This is a genomic window from Halomonas sp. 11-S5, from assembly GCF_029889825.1.
In the GTDB taxonomy this organism is placed as follows: Bacteria; Pseudomonadota; Gammaproteobacteria; order Pseudomonadales; family Halomonadaceae; genus Halomonas.
Genome location: NZ_JARANW010000024.1, coordinates 1 through 17,410 on the forward strand (window position 1 = coordinate 1; position 17,410 = coordinate 17,410).

Here is a 17,410-nt window from a genome sequence, read left to right on the forward strand (position 1 = left end):
TCGGCGCTATGACCTCAAGGCCATGATCCCGCGGTTTCTCACGGTAGCCGCCCGAACACCGCCGATGCCATACCGGTTCCTGAAGATGGCTGAGCCTTATGCGTAATCAGGAAATTCTTTGTAAGAGATACCCCCTTTTTCGTGCATTCGTAAACAAGATTTGCGATGAAACCTGCTGCAACACTCTCGATAACCATGCCTTATTCCTTTTGATACTTATTGGTTAGCCATATCCTCATATTAGGGTTATTTAGGAATGACTGCAATGAGACTTTCAACTTCCAAAAAAGCTAAGTTTCTGATTTTTTTGTGATTTCATCAAAGCTAAGGGGTGAAGGCATGGAGTTGCATCCTAGGTAGCGGACATCACGTCATCCACCGGCGCCACCCGCCGCGGCAGGCCTGCCGGGAGGCAAAAGGCGCCGCGCAGGTTGCGGCGCCGCTCGCCACGGTCCAGGCCGCGCTCCCCTTCGACCTGTCTCCGGCGCCTCTCGCTTCGGGTAACTGCGATTGCCCTGGTGTCAGGCGGCGACCGTGCCGGTCGTCAATGTCTCCCTGCCGGCGTCCGGGCCACCGCCCAGGCCTGCACCTCCTCGGCACCGGCCTGGCGACAGGCCACGGCCAGGGCGTCGAGGGTCGCGCCGGTGGTCATCACGTCATCCACCAGCGCCACCCGCCGTGGCAGGCCGGCCGGGAGGCGAAAGGCGCCGCGCAGGTTGCGGCGCCGCTCGCCACGGTCCAGGCCGCGCTGGGTCCGGGTGTCGCGGGAGCGCTGCGCCAGCGCCAGGGGGCAGCCCAGCTGTCGCCCGAGACGTGAGGCCAGCCAGCGCGCCTGGTCGAAGCCCCGTTCACGGGCCCGCCGCGGATGCAGGGGAACCGGCACCAGCGCCTCGGGCCAGCCTCGAACTTCCGCTGGCAGCCCGGCCACCATCAGCTCCAGCAGTACCCGGCCGGCGCGTGGCGAGGCATCGAACTTGAAGCGCTGCACCAGGCCGGCCACCTCGGCATCGTAGCGCAGCGGCACCCAGGCGCGGTCGAACCGCGGGGGGCGACGCAGGCAGTGGCCACAGCGACGTCCCCTCGCGGCGCCCGGCTGGGGCTCGGCACAGCCGGGACAGGCCGGCAGGTTCCAGGGCAGTTCCGAGAAGCAGGCCTCGCACCAGGGATGATCCCCCGGCAGGGGCGTCAGGCAGAAGACGCAGCGACCGGGCAGGGCCCGCGCCAGCCAGCCGTCAACCCTGGCTCGCCAGGAGGTTGACACGGCAACCGCAGGCGTTAGGCTATCCGTCAACCTGGACATGAACATCAAGTTGACCATAAGCGAGCCCACCATGATCTCTGCGTCCCACGAATCCCGCGCCGCTTCCCTGACCCTAGCCCCGCGGGGCGAGATCCGCCACGACTGGACGGTCGAGGAGATCGAGGCGCTCTTCGCCCTGCCCTTCAACGACCTGCTGTTTCACGCCCGGCAGGTCCACCGCGACCACTTCGACCCAAATGCCGTGCAGGTCTCCACCCTGCTCTCCATCAAGACCGGCGCCTGCCCCGAGGACTGCAAGTACTGCCCGCAGTCGGGGCACTACAACACCGGCCTGGGCAAGGAGAAACTGCTGGAGGTCGAGAAGGTGGTCGAGCAGGCCCGTGCCGCCCGCGAGGCCGGCGCCAGCCGCTTCTGCATGGGCGCGGCCTGGAAGAGCCCCCGTGAGAAGGACCTCGACGTGGTGCTGGAGATGGTTCGCCGGGTCAAGGCGCTGGGACTGGAGACCTGCATGACCTTAGGGATGGTCGACACCGACCAGGCCGGCCGCCTGGCCGAGGCGGGGCTCGACTACTACAACCACAACCTCGACACCTCGCCCGAGTACTACGGCGAGATCATCACCACCCGCACCTACGCCGACCGCCTGGAGACCCTGGGCCATGTGCGCCAGGCCGGCATGAAGGTCTGCGCCGGGGGCATCCTCGGCATGGGCGAGGCGCCCCGCGACCGCGCCGCCCTGCTCCAGCAGCTGGCTCGCCTGGAACCGCACCCGGAGTCGGTGCCGATCAACATGCTGGTCAAGGTGCCGGGCACGCCGCTCGAGAACGTGGAAGACCTCGACCCCATCGAGTTCATCCGCGCCATCGCCGTGGCCCGCATCCTGATGCCGGCGAGCCATGTGCGCCTCTCCGCCGGTCGTGAGCAGATGGGCGAATCCACCCAGGCGCTGGCCTTCCTGGCCGGGGCCAACTCGATCTTCTACGGCGACCAGCTGCTGACCACGGGCAACCCCCAGGTGGATCAGGATCGCGCGCTGTTCGCCAAGCTGGGGCTGCATCCCGAGCAACGGGAATCTTGTGTCGATGACGCCCACCAGCAGGCCACTCTGGAGACCGCGCTGGTTCGCCAGTCGGCGACGGCGCTGGACACCGAGGCCAGCCGGCTCGCCTACGACGCTGCCCGGGCCTGACCATGCAGGACACCTGGAGCACGTATCTCGCCGAGCGGGCCGCGAGCCAGCGCCACACCGGGCGCTGGCGGCGTCGCCGCACCTGGTTCGCGGGCGACGGGCACCGCGACTTCGCCGGCAACGACTACCTGGGCCTGGCCGGCGACCCGCGCCTCGCCGAGGCCCAGGCCGAGGGTGCGAGGCGCCACGGCGCGGGTGCCCGAGCCTCGCACCTGGTCAGCGGCCACCTCGAGGTGCACGAAGCATTGGAGTGCCGGCTGGCCACCCTCACCGGCCGGCCCCGCGCGCTGCTCTTCTCCACCGGCTACATGGCCAACCTCGGCACCCTGCAGGCGCTCTGCGACCCCGACACCCGGGTGTTCCAGGACCGCCTGAACCACGCCTCGCTGCTCGACGGCGCCAGGCTCGCCGGTGCCCGCTCGCGGCGCTTCCACCATGGCGACCTCGGGGACCTCGAGCGGCTGCTCGCCCGGGCGCCGGCCGATGGGCGCCGGCTGGTGGTCAGCGACGGGGTGTTCAGCATGGATGGCGACGTGGCCGATATCGCCGGGCTGGCCGCGACCAGCGCCCGCCATGGGGCCTGGCTGATGGTAGACGATGCCCACGGCCTGGGCGTGCTGGGCGAGACCGGCGACGGCTGCGTGGGTCGCGCCCATGGCATCGACGAGGTGCCAGTGCTGGTCGGCACGCTCGGCAAGGCGCTGGGCTCCGCCGGCGCCTTCGTGGCGGGAAGCGAGACGCTGATCGAGCACCTGATCCAGTTCGCCCGCCCCTATGTCTACACCACCGCCCAGCCGCCGGGGGTGGCCGCGGCCACCCTGAAAGCCCTGGAACTGCTCGAGGCCGAACCCGAACGGCGCACCCGCCTGGCCACCCTGATCGCGCGCTTCCGCCGCGAGGCCGCCCTCCTGGGACTGCCGCTGGCCGCCTCCGCCACGCCGATCCAGCCGCTGGTGCTGGGCGACAGCCAGCGGGTGATGGAGTGGGCGGCGCGACTGGCCGAGCGCGGGATCCTGGTCGGCGCGATCCGCGAGCCCACGGTGCCCCGCGGCCAGGCGCGACTGCGCATCACCCTGAGTGCCGCTCATGGCGACGATGACCTTGACGCCCTGCTCGAGGCGCTGGCCGACTGCCGGGCCCGGGAGGCCCTGGCGGGCGGGGAGGCGAACCCATGACGCCCCTGGTACTGCTCTCCGGCTGGGGCTGCGACGCGCGCCTCTGGCAGCCGCTGGCCGAGCACTGGCCCGAAGGGCTGGCGATCAGCGCCCCCGACTGGCCCGGCTACGGGGCCCGCCCACCGCTGGCGGACCCCGGCAGCCTGGCCGAGCTGGCCGAGGCCATGGACGACGACCTGCCGGCGGACGCCGTCTGGGTGGGCTGGTCACTGGGCGGTCTGCTCGCCACCGCCCTGCACGATCACCTGCCCGCGCCCCGCGCCCTGGTATTGCTCGGCATGGACGAGCGCTTCTGTCATGAAGCGGGCATCCCCCCGACAGAGCTGGCCGACTTCCGACGAGCCTTCGAACGTGCCCCGGAGGCGACCCACCGGCATTTCCTGCGCTGGCAACTGGCCGGCGAGCCCGACCCGCGCGCTGCCCACCGGCAACTGCGGGGCTTGCTCGGCGACGAGGGTGGTGCCGACCGCGCCACCCTGGCCGCGGGGCTCGACCAGCTCGCCGGGCTCGATAACGCTGGCCGCCTGGCCCGCTCGCCCTGCCCGGTATGGCGCGTCGCGGGGGATCGCGACCCGCTGCTCGCGCCGGCGCTGCGCGAGAGCGCCGACCATCGCCTGATTGAGGCCGGCCACTGCCCGATGCTCAGCCAGCCGGCATCGCTGGCCGCCTGCCTCGCCGGCATCGCCGGAGGGATCGCGCCATGAGCGCCCTGCCGCTCGCCATCCCCGCCGGCCGGAACGCACCCCGGGGGGATGACTGGCAGGCCCGTGTGGCCCGCGCCTTCTCCCGTGCCGCCCCCCACTATGCCGAGCGAGCCGTCGCCCAGCGGATCATGGCCGAGCCACTGCTTTCCCGCCTGCCCGCGCGAGCCGGGAGGGTGCTCGACCTGGGCTGCGGGCCGGGCGAGATGACCGCGAGCCTGGCCGGGCGCTTCGGTGCCGGCTGCACGGTCATCGGCCTGGACCTTGCCCCGGGCATGCTCGAGGTGGCACGGCATACCCACGGGGACGCAGCCCGCTGGCTGTGCGGCGATGCCGCCGCCCTGCCGCTGGGGGAGGCCAGCCAGGACCTGGTGGTCTCCAACCTGGCGATCCAGTGGTGTCCGGACCTCGACGCCGTGATGGCCGAGCTTCGCCGCGTCCTGCGCCCGGGGGGCCGGGCGCTGGTCAACACCCTGGGCCCCGGGACCCTGGCCGAGGTCGGCCAGGCCTGGTCGCGCCCCGACCCGCCCGCCGGCCTGCTCGCCTTCCGCGACGCCGCCTGCCACCGGCGCGCCGCCCGAGCGGCGGGCTTCCGTCGCCTCGACTGCCGGGAACGTGCGCTGCGCTTCCACTATCCCGACCTCGCCGCGGTGATGGCCTCCATCAAGGGCATCGGTGCCCAGACATCGCGGCCCGGCGGCCGGCTCACCCGCGCCGACCTGGCACGGGCGGCGCGCCGCTACGAGACACAGCGCGAGCCCGAGGGGCTGCCCGTCACCTATCGCCTGCTGACCCTGGAGCTTTACGCCTGAGATGAGCGCCTACTTCGTCACCGGCACCGACACCGACGCCGGCAAGACCCTGGTCACCAGCGGCCTGCTCGCCCTGGCGCGCCGTCGCGGCCTGACCACCCTGGGCCTCAAGCCGGTGGCCTCGGGCTGCGAGGCGACACCCGAGGGCCTGCGCAACGCCGATGCCCTGGCCCTGCAGGCCCAGACATGGCCGGCCCTCCCCTACGCGACCCTCAACCCCTTCGCCTTCGCCCCGGCCATCGCCCCGCACCTGGCCGCCCGCCGAGCCGGCGTGACGCTGGCCCTCGATGACCTGGTCGACCATGCCCGCCCGTTGCTTGCCGAGCAGCGCGACCTGACCCTGGTCGAGGGCGCCGGCGGCTGGCGGGTGCCGCTGAACGAGCGCGAGGACCTCTCGGGCCTGGCCGTCAGGCTCGAGCTGCCGGTACTGCTGGTGGTGGGGCTGCGCCTGGGCTGCATCAGTCACGCACGACTGACGGCCGAGGCGGTCCGGGCAGACGGCCTGCACCTGGCGGGCTGGGTCGGCAGTCTGGTGGAGCCCGGGCTCTCCTTCGATGCGGCCGGCGATGAGGCGCTCTACCGCGACAACCTGGCGACCCTTGCGGCCACGCTACCCGCCCCCTGCCTGGGCGTGGTGCCGCGGCTGGCGGCGGAGTCTCCCGCGGCCATGGCCGAGGCCGCCGCGGACCATCTGGAGCTGCCCGATGGCGATTGACTTGCGCGGGGGCGTCCGTAGAATATTGTCGCCTGCCTGCCCGTGCGGATGTGGTGGAATTGGTAGACACGCCAGGTTTAGGTCCTGGTGCCTTCGGGCGTGGGAGTTCAAGTCTCCCCATCCGCACCATCATCTATCCCCCTTCTCGACGCGCTCCTGTCCGTCATCTCCCCGAGATGCGCGGCGCCTTCGCGTGCCTGGCATGAACCCTCACCGCTGCCATGGAGCCCTCTGATGCCCTCTCCCCCCTCTCTTTCTCCCTCTCCCGTCTGGCATCCCTATGCCCATCTCAAGACCCAGCGCCCGGCGCCCAGTGTGGTCGGCGGCGAGGGACCGCGCTTCACCCTGGCCGGCGGCGAGACCCTGCTCGACGCCACCTGCTCCTGGTGGTGCATGATCCACGGCTACGCCCACCCGCGGCTGGTGGCGGCGATCTGCGAGCAGGCCGGCGAACTCTGTCATGTGATGCTCGGCGGCCTGACCCACGAGCCCGCCGACCGCCTGGCCCGGGAACTGGTGCGCGTCACCCCCGAGGGGCTGAACCACGTCTTCTACTCCGACAGCGGCTCGGTGGGCATGGAGGTGGCCATGAAGATGGCCGTGCAGTACCACCAGCTGCGCGGCAGGCCGGGCAAGCATCGGCTGCTCTCGCTGATGAAGGCCTACCATGGCGACACCGCCGGCTGCATGGCGGTCTGCGACCCCGAGGAGGGCATGCACTCGCTGTTTGCCGGCTACCTGCCCCGCCACCCCTTCGCCCCGGCACCCACCGCGCCCTTCGATGCTCCGCCCGAGGCGGTGGCGGCGGACCTCGACGCGCTGCGCGCGGTGCTCGAGGCCCATCACCACGAGGTCGCCGCGCTGCTGATGGAGCCGCTGCTGCAGGCCGCCGGCGGGCTCAACATGACCTCGCCCCACTATCTACAGGGAGCGCGACGGCTTTGCGACGAGTTCGACGTGCTGCTGGTGTTCGACGAGGTGGCCACCGGCTTCGGCCGCACCGGACGGATGTTCGCCGCCGACCATGCCGATGTCACGCCCGATATCATGGTGCTCTCCAAGGGGCTCACCGGGGGGTATCTCGGCCACGCGGCGACGCTCGCCACGGATCGGGTGCATGGCGCCTTCATGGGGGACTCCCCCGAGCACGCCTTCATGCACGGCCCCACCTTCATGGGCAACCCGCTGGCCTGCCGGGTGGCCCTGGAGAGCCTGGCGGTGTTCGAGGAGGAGGATTACCTGGGCAAGATCGCCGCGCTGAATCGGGTGCTGCGCCAGGCTCTGCTCGACGACCAGGCGCTAGCCGCCCACCCGGCGGTGGCGGACGTGCGGGTGCTGGGGGCCACTGCGGTGATCGAGGCCCATGAGGCGGCGGATCTTGCCGGTGTGGGTGACTGGGCCCGCGAGCAGGGCATCTGGCTGCGCCCCATCGGCCGCTGGCTCTACACCATGCCGGCCTACGTCACGGCAGAGGCCGACCTGCGGCGCATCACCGACGTCATGAAGGGCTGGTTCCTGGCACGCTGATCGCGGCCGCGGCTACACCAGCCGGCGCGGGATGGCGAGATCCCAGTTGCGGCTGTAGACACGCTGCTCACCCTCGTAGGCATCCAGGGTGGCATGCAGCCGGAACTCCCCTGACGTCGAGGTCAGCACGGTGCGGGTCACCGTGCGCACCTCCCAGTCATCCCGCTTCAAGGCGCGCTCCCAGAGGGTCGTGCCCTCCAGGGAGTCGAAGTCGTCGTCCCGGGAGCGATAGGTCTCCACCGCACGGGTCACCACCTCGATGCCAGAGTCCTCCAGGCGGATCCGCCCGTTGTCGTTGATCACCTCCAGCGTCGAGAGATCCTCGGCGAGATCGCGATGGACATACCAATTGTGGTGCCCGGGCTCGAGGTGCGTAGTGGGGATGGACGGGGCGGCCTCGGCCTCGGCGAACGGGGCCAGGCGGTCATCCTCATCGCGCGGCGGCCGCACCGGCAGGTGCAGCGCGCTCTCCCTGTCGAAGACCGTCAGGCGCACGTGCTCGGGAGGCGCCCAGGCCAGCGGCCAGTAGGAGGTGGAGAGCGAGAGCCTCAGCCGGTGGCCGCGGGGAAACACCTGGGCCACGTCGTTGAGCTGCACGCGCACCCGGTAGCGGCGGCCTGGCTCCAGCGCGGATGGCGACTCATGGCTATTGCGGTGGGTCAGGTTGAGCAGGCCATAGGTCACCCGGGTGGCCTTGTCATCCGGCGCCACGTCGGAGAGGCGCACTGCCACCATGGCCACGGGGCGGTCGGCGGCCAGTTCCAGCTCCAGCTCCGGCGCCCCCATCATCTCCACGGTCTCCTCCAGCGGCGGCGTGTCGAAGGTCAGCGAGCCGCCATCCTCCTCGCGCTGGTCATGGGCCAGATCGGGGCCGGCGGCATAGGAACACCACTTGCCGGCGAACAGGCCGCAGGTCAGCGGTGATTGCACGGTGAGTGCGCTCTCCTCCTCGCTGCGCGCCCCGCCCAGGGCCAGACGCCCCGGCGCCAGCGGCAGTCGCCAGTGGCTGATATTGGGCGATGGCCAGCTGGGCTCCGCCACCCAGCGGCCCGGCCGGCAGCCGTAGCGAGTGGTCGGCGGCATGCTGTCCTGCATCCACACGCGGATCGCGGGATCCTGCTCCACGCCCCGGTCCACGCCCTTCAGCCACTGGTCCCACCAGCGCAGGCACTCCTGCAGGAAGCCGATGGCCGGGCCCGGTTCACCCAGGTGGGGGTACTTGTGGCTCCAGGGGCCGATCAGCCCCTTGCAGCGTTCGGGCAGGTTCGCCACCAGCCGCTTGACCGCGTTGGAGTAGCCGTCCGCCCAGCCGCTGGCGGCCAGCACCGGTACTTCGACCCGGGAGAAGTCCTCGCAGATGGAGCCGTGCTGCCAATAGGCGTCCCGGTGCGGATGCGCAAGCCAGGTCGAGAGCCACAGGCCGCTACCCTCGAGCCGCTGGTGCCACATCTCGCGCCAGGCATCGCCGACGATAGTCGGGTCCGGCGGCAATGAGTTGTAGGCGAACATGGTGGAGGCCCAGGAGAGATTGTCACCCAGCAGGCAGCCGCCCATGTAGTGCACGTCGTCCGCGTAGCGGTCGTCCGTGGAGCAGACGCTGACCACCGCGCGCAGCTCGGGCGGGCGACGGAAGGCGAGCTGCAGGCCGTTGAAGCCGCCCCAGGAGATGCCGATCATGCCGACCTTGCCGTCGCACCAGGGCTGGGCGGCGATCCAGCGCAGGATCGCCTCGCCGTCCACCAGCTCCTGCTCCAGGTACTCGTCGGTCAGCACGCCGCCGGAATCACCGCTGCCACGGATATCGACCCGCAGCGAGGCATAGCCATGCCCGGCAAAGTAGTGGTGGTGCATGGCATCCCGCCGCGCGGAGCCGTCGCGCAGCCGGTAGGGGATGTACTCGAGGATCGCCGGTACCGGGGCCTGCTCGGCGCCCTGGGGCAGCCATAGGCGAGCGCACAGCTCGACCCCGTCGTCCATGGCAATCCAGACGGGATCATGGCACTCGACCGGGTGGGGAAAGTCGGTCACGACACGCATGACGGCCTCCTTCAGGGATGGTGATGGCTCAACCAGGCGACTGCGAGGCGAGCGGCTCGATCTCGAAGGACAGCATCCGCCGGCACTGCTCGATCCGCTGCGTCAGCGCCTCGCGACTTTCCCCACCGATGAACAGCACGCCGAGCTCCCAGGAGAAGGAGTCCTGATGCTTGAGATCCGAGAGCCGCATGCCCTCGTGGACATTGAGATGCACCAGGGTGCCCGGGAATGTTTCCTCGACCTGACGAATCTCCTCGTCCGACGGCACCCGGCGCACCCAGCCATCCTCGAAGACCCGCAGCATCTGCTTGGCGGCGACGGGATAGCGGCCCTCGCGGTGCGGCATGCGCGGCGGGATGCCCAGCGCCACATCCACCATCACCTGGAAGTGCGGCGCCCCGTCGACCAGCTGGAAGATCGCCGCATGGGAACGCGAGATCCGGGCGTTGATCTCCAGCAGCCAGATGCGGTCGGTCTGCTCGTCCAGGTAGTACTCGATATTGAAGGGCGCGTCGTCGTAGCCGATCTGGATCAGGAAGCGCCGGGTGATCGCCAGCATCCTCTCCTGCACCGCATCGGGCAGCGAGGAGGGGTACTCATAGCGCAGCAGCACGGAGGGGTGCGTGGCGTCGCGCAGGCTGTCGACGAAACCCACCAGGTGGACCTCGCCGTTCTGGACGTAGCCCTCCAGGGTGCACTGGCGGCCGGAGGAGATAATCGCCTCGGCGATGCAGTGATGCCCGGTGACCGACGCCACCTCCGCGGGCAGCTCGGCCAGGGCGGTAATCTCGTCGAAGGGCCGGCCGAAGCGCCCGATCCCCTGCCGGATCACCGGCAACACCTCGCGCAGCTGGTCGGCGTCCTCGATGCGGAAGCCGAGATGTGAGGAGTGAGCCTTCACCGGCTTGATCCAGAACGGGTAGTCGATCTCGACCGCCTCCACGGCGCCCTCGTCGAAGGGGTCGAGCGCCTGGAAGGCCGGCACGCACTCCGGCACGGCTCGGGACTGCTCCAGGCGGCTCCAGTACTTGTGCTCACACTTGAGGAAGGCCGCAAGCGACGGGCCGGGCAATCCCCGTTCCCGGCGCAGGACCGGCAGCAGCCCGCTGGTGGGAAAATCCCAGTAACCGACGATGGCATCCACCGGGCCGGGGAAGCGCTCGAGCTGGGCGAGGGCATCATCCACCAGTCGCGCGAAGGGATACTCCTCGGCATGCACCACCTCGTCGAGCGACAGCAGCTCGTGGAAGGCATAGTCCTCGACGTGGCGCAGGTTCGGCAGCATCCGCTTGCTCAGCGCATCGTGGCCGATGATGAAGACGTTCCAGCTCATGTTGCCTCCTCCGACAGGCACATCAAGACGGCGAGATCCTCCCGGCACCCTCCAGGAAATCGCCGACGTCCTTCCAGCATGGCAGCAATCTGTCAGCCTGCCTTGATATTGGTCAATGTGGTCCCGACGAACTTGCGCACCCAACACGACGAGCCCTGTCGGCGTACGGCAATGGTGCCGAGGATGGCGAAGCCGGTAGACTTCCCCGAAACAGGGCAAGGGATACGAAGATGAAGCGCCGGCTGGCCAAGGGCTACCATAAGCTCACCCGCTACACGAATCGCGAGCGGACCGAGGCGGACATCGCGCGACCCCGCGGCTCCCCTGCCCTCCGGCCTAGAGCGGACCCGAGACCAGGTCCACCACACCCTCTGCGACTGAGCGGGGCGACGACGTTCCGCGGCAGGCTGTCCGGCGCATGGCCTGTCCGAATGTGATTGACATCACACGGGATAGGACGGACCGTAGATCAATGAGCGAAGAGACTGACGAATCCGCCCATAACGACGACAACGGGGCGAGCGAGCGAGTGAAGCCGCTTGACGCCGCCATCGAACGGCTCGCCGCCGCCAACGCCATTGCCGAGGTGTCTCCCGTCTTCGAGGTCATCGAGGCGGCACGCCCCCTGATGTCCGATGACAGTGGACTGGAAGCCCTCTATGCGCGCGTGCCGGCAATCGAGGCCGCCGGGTTCTTCGGCGGCAGCGACTGGGACTATCCCCAGACACTGGTGCCGTCGCTCGCCGTGCGTACCGTGCGTCATGGCGACCCGGTCGCCACCCTGGTCGAGAGCCTGAGCCAGATTCGCCTGCTGGCCGTCGCCAAGGGCGACTATTCCCACCCGTCCCTCTCGGCGGAGCATGCACATCACTTTCTCGCCCAGGTGATGGCCATGAACCTCGACCTCGTGGTCGGCGACCTGCACGAGGGTGACAGGCTACGGCCGGACCGGCTCGGGTACGCCGTCCAGACCCTTTACCGCTACCTGTTGCGCCACCTGGGGTACGAGAATCTCCTGGAGCATCTGGTGGCCGAGGTCTGGCGTATCCTGGCGCAACGCCCGGTCCAGGTGGAGGGCGTGAAACAGATGGTGACCCAGATCGCCACCTGCCTGCCCAGACTGAATGATCGGCCGGAGGCCATGGCCGGCGAGGTCGGGGACGACGCCCTGCAACTGATCAACGCCGTGTTCAGCCCCACCGAGGGCTGCCGCGAAGACCCCGGCCTCGAGGCGTATGCCGAGCGGCTGGCGAGCATGGACGACGAGGCCCTGCTGCAGGAGGCCATTGCCTTCGCCCAGGCGATGCACGGCACCGGCCTGGTCTCGCCCTACATGCCGGGGTTCATCCGTTACCTGCGCAGCCGCTGGAACGCGCTGATCCCCACGGCACTGGGCCTGAGTCATACGGGAGCCGACGCCTTTCACTGCTACCCGGCGCTGATCCACGCCCTGATCGATGAGGCCCTGTTTGCCGAGACCAGCCAGGCCGCCTATGGCCTTGCCATGATGCTCGAGCGAGGCATCCTCTACTCGCCGCCGGTGGCTCCGTCGCTATGGCGGCAGCTGAGAATGACGTTGTGCGATGCCGCGGCAGAGAAGATCGTGGCGGTCTTTGGGCAGCGCCGCTCGCCGGAATGTTTTCTGCTCGCCGACGTTCTCAATGTGCTCGGCCGCCCGCTGGGCGTGGGTCAGGGGAACTACCCCACCTGCCAGTCGACACGCGCCCTGTCCATGTGGGCCTTCAATACACCGGCCGACCTGCTGCGGGTCGTCGCCTGGGCGGCGCGAGACGACGAGATCGTGATGCGCTTCGAGGGTCACAGCATCTCCTCCCGCGACCTCGGCGCGGGCCTGGCCAGCGAACCTCCCGTGGATGTGGATGCCGTCTCCCTGCTCACCGTGCCGCACCTCGATCGCATCTATTTCGAGATGGGACGCCGCAGCGCCGGGCGCGGCGAGGATCCCCACAAGTGGGTCAATGCCGAGTTCCATGGCGATCAGGTGGGCCATGGCTTCCGCATCGCGGTGGATGTGTTTACCGGCGGCCTGAAGGACTTCGAGGAGTTTATCCGTGACTTCTATGCCGCGTATCACCCCTTCTACAACGGCAACATTCCGGTGATCAATCCGCAGCCGGCAGGCATTGCCGTGACCGATAGCGCCACGCGCTTTCTCGGCTGGCACGCGATCACGATCCAGCGCCTTGCGCTCGATCCGAACCAGGTCATGCGGGTGTATTTCTTCAATCCCAACAACGACAGTGGACAAGCCTGGGGACAGGGAATCGTCACCTCGACCCAAGGCAATGGCGAACTCTACGGTGAGGCCTCGCTACCAGTTGCACAGTTCGCATCACGGCTATACGTCTTTCACTACGACCCGCTCGAAAAGGGCGAACCGACCGATGTTCCAACCGATGAAGTAGATCGGGCCATGCGTCTGGCCCAGGATAGCTGGGCGTCGGGGCGATAGTCCGCAGATGCTTAGCAGTTAAGTTCGACAAGACCGCTAGGAATCGAGCGTCAATTTCCTGCTCAACGCAGAAGGAGAGCACCATATGTCGACTGTATCAGAAACCCCGGCTGCCCAGGACGTTTCAAGCTGGACCGACCCGACACTGGATTCGGTCCGCGGAACTGAAACGCCCAAGGACCCCAACAAGGGCTACATCGCGCTGCTGGGCTGGAGCGTGAATGCCATCAAGGCCGCGCAAAAGTTCGACCGCCGCTACGTGGTGGTGGCACCCGATTGGGCCGCCGATTTCTGCGAAGCCAATAAGATCCCGTTCATTCAATGGGATTTCGTCCGCCTGAACGATCGCTCCATGGAGATTGCGGAGCGGCTCAAGGCGGAAGGTGTGGATGTGGCCATCCCGCTGTTCGAGGAAACCGTCGAATGGTCGGGCGCGATCAATTCGGTGCTCATGGACAGCCCCCGCATGTACGGGCAATCCATCCTGTTTCGCGACAAGGCGCTGATGAAGCGGCGCGCCCAGCTTGGCGGGATTCGCGTGGGGATCTTCGAGGAAGCCCACGAGAAGGATGACATCATCCGCTTCATGAAGCGTGTCAACCAGACGCTGCTCAAGCTCGACGGTGACCCCGATGACCCGATTCACGTCAAGGCCTTCGACAAGGCCGGTTGTCTCGGGCACCGCATGATCCGCAAGATCGACGAGGTCGACAGTATCCCGGCCGAAGAGTATCCGTTGCTGATGGAGAGTCACCTTGATGGCTGGGAGTTTGCCGTCGAGGCCTGGATCCATGATGGGGAGATCAAGTTCCTCAACATTTCCGAGTACGTGACCCTGGGCTATTCGGTGTTCGTTCCCGCCACCAGGGAGCTCGAGAGCTGGCGCGATGCCATCACCAAGCAGATCAAGAAGTTGATCAAGACGTTCGACATCCAGTTCGGCCTGATCCACCCCGAATACTTCGTGGCGGCGGACGGCGAAATGTACTTCGGCGAGGTCGCCTATCGCCCACCCGGCTTCAAGGCCTTCGAGCTCATCGAGCGGGCCTACGGCTTCAGTGCCTATCAGGCCTCGATGCTGGTCTTCGACCCCAAGAGCACCAAGGAGGAGGTCGAGGCATTCTTCCCCCGCGAAGTGGTCGACGCGAAGGGCTATGCGGGCTGCTTCGGCGTCTACCCGCGGCGCCGTGTCGTCAGCAAGCTGGAGATGCCCAAGGAAACCATCGAACACCCCTACTTCGAGTCCCACGAGCTGGTGGCGCCCACCGAAGAGACGGTACCGGACCGCTCGGCGTTCGGCACGCACTGGGGCCTGGTGTTCTTCTTCGGTGACGATCCGATCATCATGCGGGATCTACTCAAGGCCCAGGAGGATCTGGACTTTTACGTCTAGTGACGCCTTGAAGACCATCTCGCGTAGAGACGGAAGCTGACCAAGGGGGCAGGGCCAGAGCCCTGCCCTTTTTCTTGGTGCGCCATGGCGACCACGACGTGTCCGCGGACCCGTCCGGCCAGCAGCTCACCGAGGCCGCCAGGTGCCGGTCCCATACATGGCGCAAGTCTGGACGGAAGCGACGGGCCCCGCCACTCCGGCACGCCTGGCCCATGGCCCATGGCCCACGGCCCCGCATTGACAGTCGCCGCCGGCCACGCCTACTATCGATAATTATTCTCATCGAAAGGATATTGCCAGGTCGGCCAACATGAACCCCGCCATCCTGCTCTACGAGCCTCAGGCGGACGGCTCCCTGGTGCTGGTCTGCGTCGAGAACCTGGTTCCGCAAGGCCTGGGAGGCCTCGGGCCAGAGCGAGCCGCCGATCCTCGCGGGCCGCACCTGGGATTACATGGTCAACGACCCGGATACGCCTGCCGAGGAGGCCCACCACGTCGAGCCGCACTACGACCAGCACGTCTGGTTCCGCGACAACCCCAGCGGCAACCTCGAGCCCTTCAACCCGACGGTGACCTGCAAGTCCTGGAACACCTGAAAACGGCACTTTCTAGCCGATATGTACCTTGCCTTCGGCGTAGCGAAATCCCTTGATCTTGCGCTTGGCAATCAGGTAACCCAAGGAGATGGGGCCGACACGCCCCAGCAGCATGGTGAGGATGATGGCCAGCTGGCCAGGCACCGACAGCTCACCGGTGATGCCTCGAGAGAGCCCCACGGTGCCGAAGGCAGACACCGATTCGAAGGCCAGGTCGAGGAATGTCTGGCCTGACTCGGTAATGGTGAGGATCAGCAGGCAGGTGAAGATCAGCAGCATTCCGGCGAGCGCCACGGCAACCGCCTCCATCACCGTATTGTCCGGCAGCGAACGGCCGAAGGCCACGGGTCTGGCCTCGCCTCTCAGGAAAGCCCGCGCCACGAGCAGCAGGACCACCAGGGTGGTGACCTTGATACCGCTGGCGGTAGAGCCCGACCCCGCACCGATGAACATCCAGAACATCGTGAGCAGCGCGGTGGGGTCGGACATCGCGCCGGTATCCAGGGTATTGAAGCCGGCAGTGCGGGGTGTCACGGCCTGAAACCAGGCGGCCTGAAACCGCGCGCCCAGACCATCCAGCCCGCCCAGTGTCGCGGGGTTTTGCCACTCGAGGACCAGCACCGCCAGCATGGCAACCACCACCAGCCAGAATGTGGCATGCAGTACGATGCGGGTATGCAGTGACACCCTTGCCGCGGGACGCCAGTTCACCAGCTCGGCGATAACCAGGAAGCCGAGCCCGCCGGTGATGAACAGCAGGCTGATCACGGCATTGACAAGGGGATCGGCCACCTCGTGGGTCAGACTGCCGGACCAGGTGGAGAAACCGGCATTGTTGAAGGCCGAGATCGCGTGGAAGGCGCTGACCCAAAGCCCCTCGGCCAGCCCGTAGTCCGGAACCCAGGCGAAGGCCAGCAGCAGGGTGCCGCTCAGCTCGGCGATCAGGGAGAAGATCATGACCAACCGCACCATCTGGATCAGAGAGGGAAAGGAGGTATGGTCGAGACTCTCGCTAATCAGCTTCTTCTGATTCATGGGCAGGCGGACGCCCAGCATCACCATCATCATGGCCGCACAGGTCATGAACCCGAGGCCGCCAACCTGTATCAGTACCAAGACCACTCCCTGGCCGAACCATGTCAGGGAGGAGGTATCCACCACTCCGAGCCCCGTTACCGTCACCGCCGACGTGGCCGTAAACAGGGCTTGATGCCACGTCAGAGGGTGGTAGGCGGCGATGGACAGTGATAACAGCAAGGTTCCCACGGCACTCAGCGCGAGAAAGCCCAGTAGCAGGAGTTCCGGCAGGGAGAGGGTGATTACACGGCCGTGTGGTGCGCGGCGTACCGGTCGCCTAAGACGCTCACGCATTCCCATCTGGACCTCCTGTCAGCGTGCGGATCTGGGCCGAGAGTCGACTCAGAGATGATTGCCGAGGTCTCTGAGCTCGTCTAGCTCTCCCAACAGCACCAGGCTGTCTTTCTTTTCCAGCACCATATCCCGGGATGGGGCCTTGATGAGCTCGCTCCCTCGCTTGATGGCAATGACCGAGAGGCTCGGACGATCCTTGCACAGGTGGCCTACCGAGGGGAAAGAGCCATCGAGCGCTTCCGTGGCCTGCAGTTCCACCACGAAGTGACCATTACCGAGATCAATGAAGTCAACCAGGGCATGATAGTGAAGGCTTTCACCGACCCGCACACCGATGTCAAACTCGGGGAAGACCACGTGATCTGCCCCGAGACGCTTGAGAATACGGTAGTGCATATCGGAGTGTGCCTTGACCCACACTTCCTTGGCTTTCTGCTCCCGGACAAGCAGCGTGCATATCATGCTGGCCTCCAGGTTGTCGTCGGTATCGATGACGACCGCATCATATTCACCGAGGCCAAGCTGGGAGATGATCTTCTCGTCGGTGATATCCCCGACAATCGCATGACTGAGAAGGTCCGCGTAGCTGTCCACACGAGATTCGTCGATGTCGACACCCAGCACTTCGTCATGCTGGCGACGCAGCTCCTGGGCAACCGTAATGCCAAAATAGCCCAATCCCAGTATGGCAAATTGCCGTGACATCGTTTCACTCCTTTCCAGGACTCATGCGTTGCCGAGTGACCCATGAATCATCGATTTTCACGACCGGCTCATGGCTTTCGCCCGTGCGTTTCCAAACCCATCGTCATTTACCGATTTCACTG

At 67.2% G+C, this 17,410-nt stretch carries 14 protein-coding genes, 1 tRNA gene and 1 pseudogene; 11 read left to right on the forward strand and 5 right to left on the reverse strand.

Annotated features, from left to right (window positions below; translation table 11 throughout):
- A pseudogene (locus OP497_RS14240) lies at positions 1 to 106 on the forward strand (IS1595 family transposase); the annotation flags it as partial.
- A gap of 438 nt (positions 107 to 544) precedes the next feature.
- Here the strand turns inward: OP497_RS14240 and OP497_RS14245 are convergent.
- Positions 545 to 1,261 carry a ComF family protein gene (locus OP497_RS14245; protein WP_280549544.1) on the reverse strand — a complete coding sequence of 239 codons (717 nt, stop codon included), beginning with the start codon at positions 1,259 to 1,261 and terminating at the stop codon, positions 545 to 547.
- Positions 1,262 to 1,331: 70 nt separating this feature from the next.
- Between OP497_RS14245 and bioB the strand changes: the two genes are divergently transcribed.
- From bioB to bioA, 7 genes are all read left to right on the forward strand, one after another.
- Positions 1,332 to 2,450, forward strand: a complete 1,119-nt coding sequence (gene bioB, locus OP497_RS14250; RefSeq protein ID WP_280549546.1) for a biotin synthase BioB — start codon at positions 1,332 to 1,334, stop codon at positions 2,448 to 2,450.
- 2 nt (positions 2,451 to 2,452) lie between these two features.
- A complete protein-coding gene (gene bioF, locus OP497_RS14255; RefSeq protein ID WP_280549549.1) occupies positions 2,453 to 3,625 on the forward strand; it encodes an 8-amino-7-oxononanoate synthase in 1,173 nt (390 codons plus the stop codon).
- Positions 3,622 to 4,329: an alpha/beta fold hydrolase gene (locus tag OP497_RS14260; RefSeq protein WP_280549551.1), complete on the forward strand. Its 708-nt coding sequence runs from the start codon at positions 3,622 to 3,624 to the stop codon at positions 4,327 to 4,329. The genes bioF and OP497_RS14260 overlap by 4 nt, the downstream gene beginning before the upstream one ends.
- Entirely contained in the window at positions 4,326 to 5,138 is an 813-nt protein-coding gene (locus OP497_RS14265; protein ID WP_280549554.1) for a methyltransferase domain-containing protein, read from the forward strand. The genes OP497_RS14260 and OP497_RS14265 overlap by 4 nt, the downstream gene beginning before the upstream one ends.
- 1 nt (position 5,139) lies before the next feature.
- Positions 5,140 to 5,853 (forward strand): dethiobiotin synthase, encoded by a 714-nt coding sequence (gene bioD / locus OP497_RS14270; protein ID WP_280549556.1) that lies wholly within the window; start codon positions 5,140 to 5,142, stop codon positions 5,851 to 5,853.
- 44 nt (positions 5,854 to 5,897) lie between these two features.
- Positions 5,898 to 5,982 (forward strand) — tRNA-Leu (locus tag OP497_RS14275).
- A 105-nt stretch (positions 5,983 to 6,087) separates the two neighbouring features.
- Complete coding sequence (gene bioA, locus OP497_RS14280; RefSeq protein WP_280549558.1) at positions 6,088 to 7,380, forward strand: adenosylmethionine--8-amino-7-oxononanoate transaminase; 1,293 nt, start codon at positions 6,088 to 6,090, stop codon at positions 7,378 to 7,380.
- Between the two features lie 12 nt (positions 7,381 to 7,392).
- Here bioA and OP497_RS14285 read toward each other — a convergent pair whose 3' ends face one another.
- A complete protein-coding gene (locus OP497_RS14285; RefSeq protein WP_280549560.1) occupies positions 7,393 to 9,417 on the reverse strand; it encodes a CocE/NonD family hydrolase in 2,025 nt (674 codons plus the stop codon).
- Positions 9,418 to 9,445: 28 nt separating this feature from the next.
- Positions 9,446 to 10,750 (reverse strand): hypothetical protein, encoded by a 1,305-nt coding sequence (locus OP497_RS14290; protein ID WP_280549562.1) that lies wholly within the window; start codon positions 10,748 to 10,750, stop codon positions 9,446 to 9,448.
- 472 nt (positions 10,751 to 11,222) lie between these two features.
- Here OP497_RS14290 and OP497_RS14295 point away from each other — a divergent pair, with 472 nt between their 5' ends.
- From OP497_RS14295 to OP497_RS14305, 3 genes are all read left to right on the forward strand, one after another.
- Positions 11,223 to 13,223 carry a hypothetical protein gene (locus OP497_RS14295; protein WP_280549564.1) on the forward strand — a complete coding sequence of 667 codons (2,001 nt, stop codon included), beginning with the start codon at positions 11,223 to 11,225 and terminating at the stop codon, positions 13,221 to 13,223.
- 85 nt (positions 13,224 to 13,308) lie between these two features.
- The gene (locus OP497_RS14300) at positions 13,309 to 14,616 is read left to right on the forward strand and encodes a carboxylate--amine ligase (RefSeq protein WP_280549566.1); all 1,308 of its coding nucleotides are present in this window, start codon (positions 13,309 to 13,311) and stop codon (positions 14,614 to 14,616) included.
- Positions 14,617 to 15,068: 452 nt separating this feature from the next.
- The gene (locus OP497_RS14305; RefSeq protein ID WP_280549568.1) at positions 15,069 to 15,212 is read left to right on the forward strand and encodes a hypothetical protein; all 144 of its coding nucleotides are present in this window, start codon (positions 15,069 to 15,071) and stop codon (positions 15,210 to 15,212) included.
- Between the two features lie 12 nt (positions 15,213 to 15,224).
- On the opposite strand, the gene OP497_RS14310 is transcribed toward OP497_RS14305, so the two are convergent.
- Complete coding sequence (locus OP497_RS14310; RefSeq protein WP_280549570.1) at positions 15,225 to 16,589, reverse strand: TrkH family potassium uptake protein; 1,365 nt, start codon at positions 16,587 to 16,589, stop codon at positions 15,225 to 15,227.
- Between the two features lie 42 nt (positions 16,590 to 16,631).
- Positions 16,632 to 17,288, reverse strand: coding sequence for a TrkA family potassium uptake protein (locus OP497_RS14315; RefSeq protein ID WP_280549572.1), 657 nt, complete (start codon positions 17,286 to 17,288; stop codon positions 16,632 to 16,634).
- Positions 17,289 to 17,410 lie beyond the last annotated feature (122 nt).

Excerpts from the sequence above, each read along its gene's own strand:
- bioB (WP_280549546.1), top strand. The coding sequence starts at position 1,332 with ATGATCTCTGCGTCCCACGAATCCCGCGCCGCTTCCCTGACCCTAGCC.
- bioF (WP_280549549.1), top strand. The coding sequence starts at position 2,453 with ATGCAGGACACCTGGAGCACGTATCTCGCCGAGCGGGCCGCGAGCCAG.
- OP497_RS14260 (WP_280549551.1), top strand. The coding sequence starts at position 3,622 with ATGACGCCCCTGGTACTGCTCTCCGGCTGGGGCTGCGACGCGCGCCTC.
- OP497_RS14265 (WP_280549554.1), top strand. The coding sequence starts at position 4,326 with ATGAGCGCCCTGCCGCTCGCCATCCCCGCCGGCCGGAACGCACCCCGG.
- bioD (WP_280549556.1), top strand. The coding sequence starts at position 5,140 with ATGAGCGCCTACTTCGTCACCGGCACCGACACCGACGCCGGCAAGACC.
- bioA (WP_280549558.1), top strand. The coding sequence starts at position 6,088 with ATGCCCTCTCCCCCCTCTCTTTCTCCCTCTCCCGTCTGGCATCCCTAT.
- OP497_RS14285 (WP_280549560.1), bottom strand. The coding sequence starts at position 9,417 with ATGCGTGTCGTGACCGACTTTCCCCACCCGGTCGAGTGCCATGATCCC.
- OP497_RS14290 (WP_280549562.1), bottom strand. The coding sequence starts at position 10,750 with ATGAGCTGGAACGTCTTCATCATCGGCCACGATGCGCTGAGCAAGCGG.
- OP497_RS14295 (WP_280549564.1), top strand. The coding sequence starts at position 11,223 with ATGAGCGAAGAGACTGACGAATCCGCCCATAACGACGACAACGGGGCG.
- OP497_RS14300 (WP_280549566.1), top strand. The coding sequence starts at position 13,309 with ATGTCGACTGTATCAGAAACCCCGGCTGCCCAGGACGTTTCAAGCTGG.
- OP497_RS14305 (WP_280549568.1), top strand. The coding sequence starts at position 15,069 with ATGGTCAACGACCCGGATACGCCTGCCGAGGAGGCCCACCACGTCGAG.
- OP497_RS14310 (WP_280549570.1), bottom strand. The coding sequence starts at position 16,589 with ATGGGAATGCGTGAGCGTCTTAGGCGACCGGTACGCCGCGCACCACAC.
- OP497_RS14315 (WP_280549572.1), bottom strand. The coding sequence starts at position 17,288 with ATGTCACGGCAATTTGCCATACTGGGATTGGGCTATTTTGGCATTACG.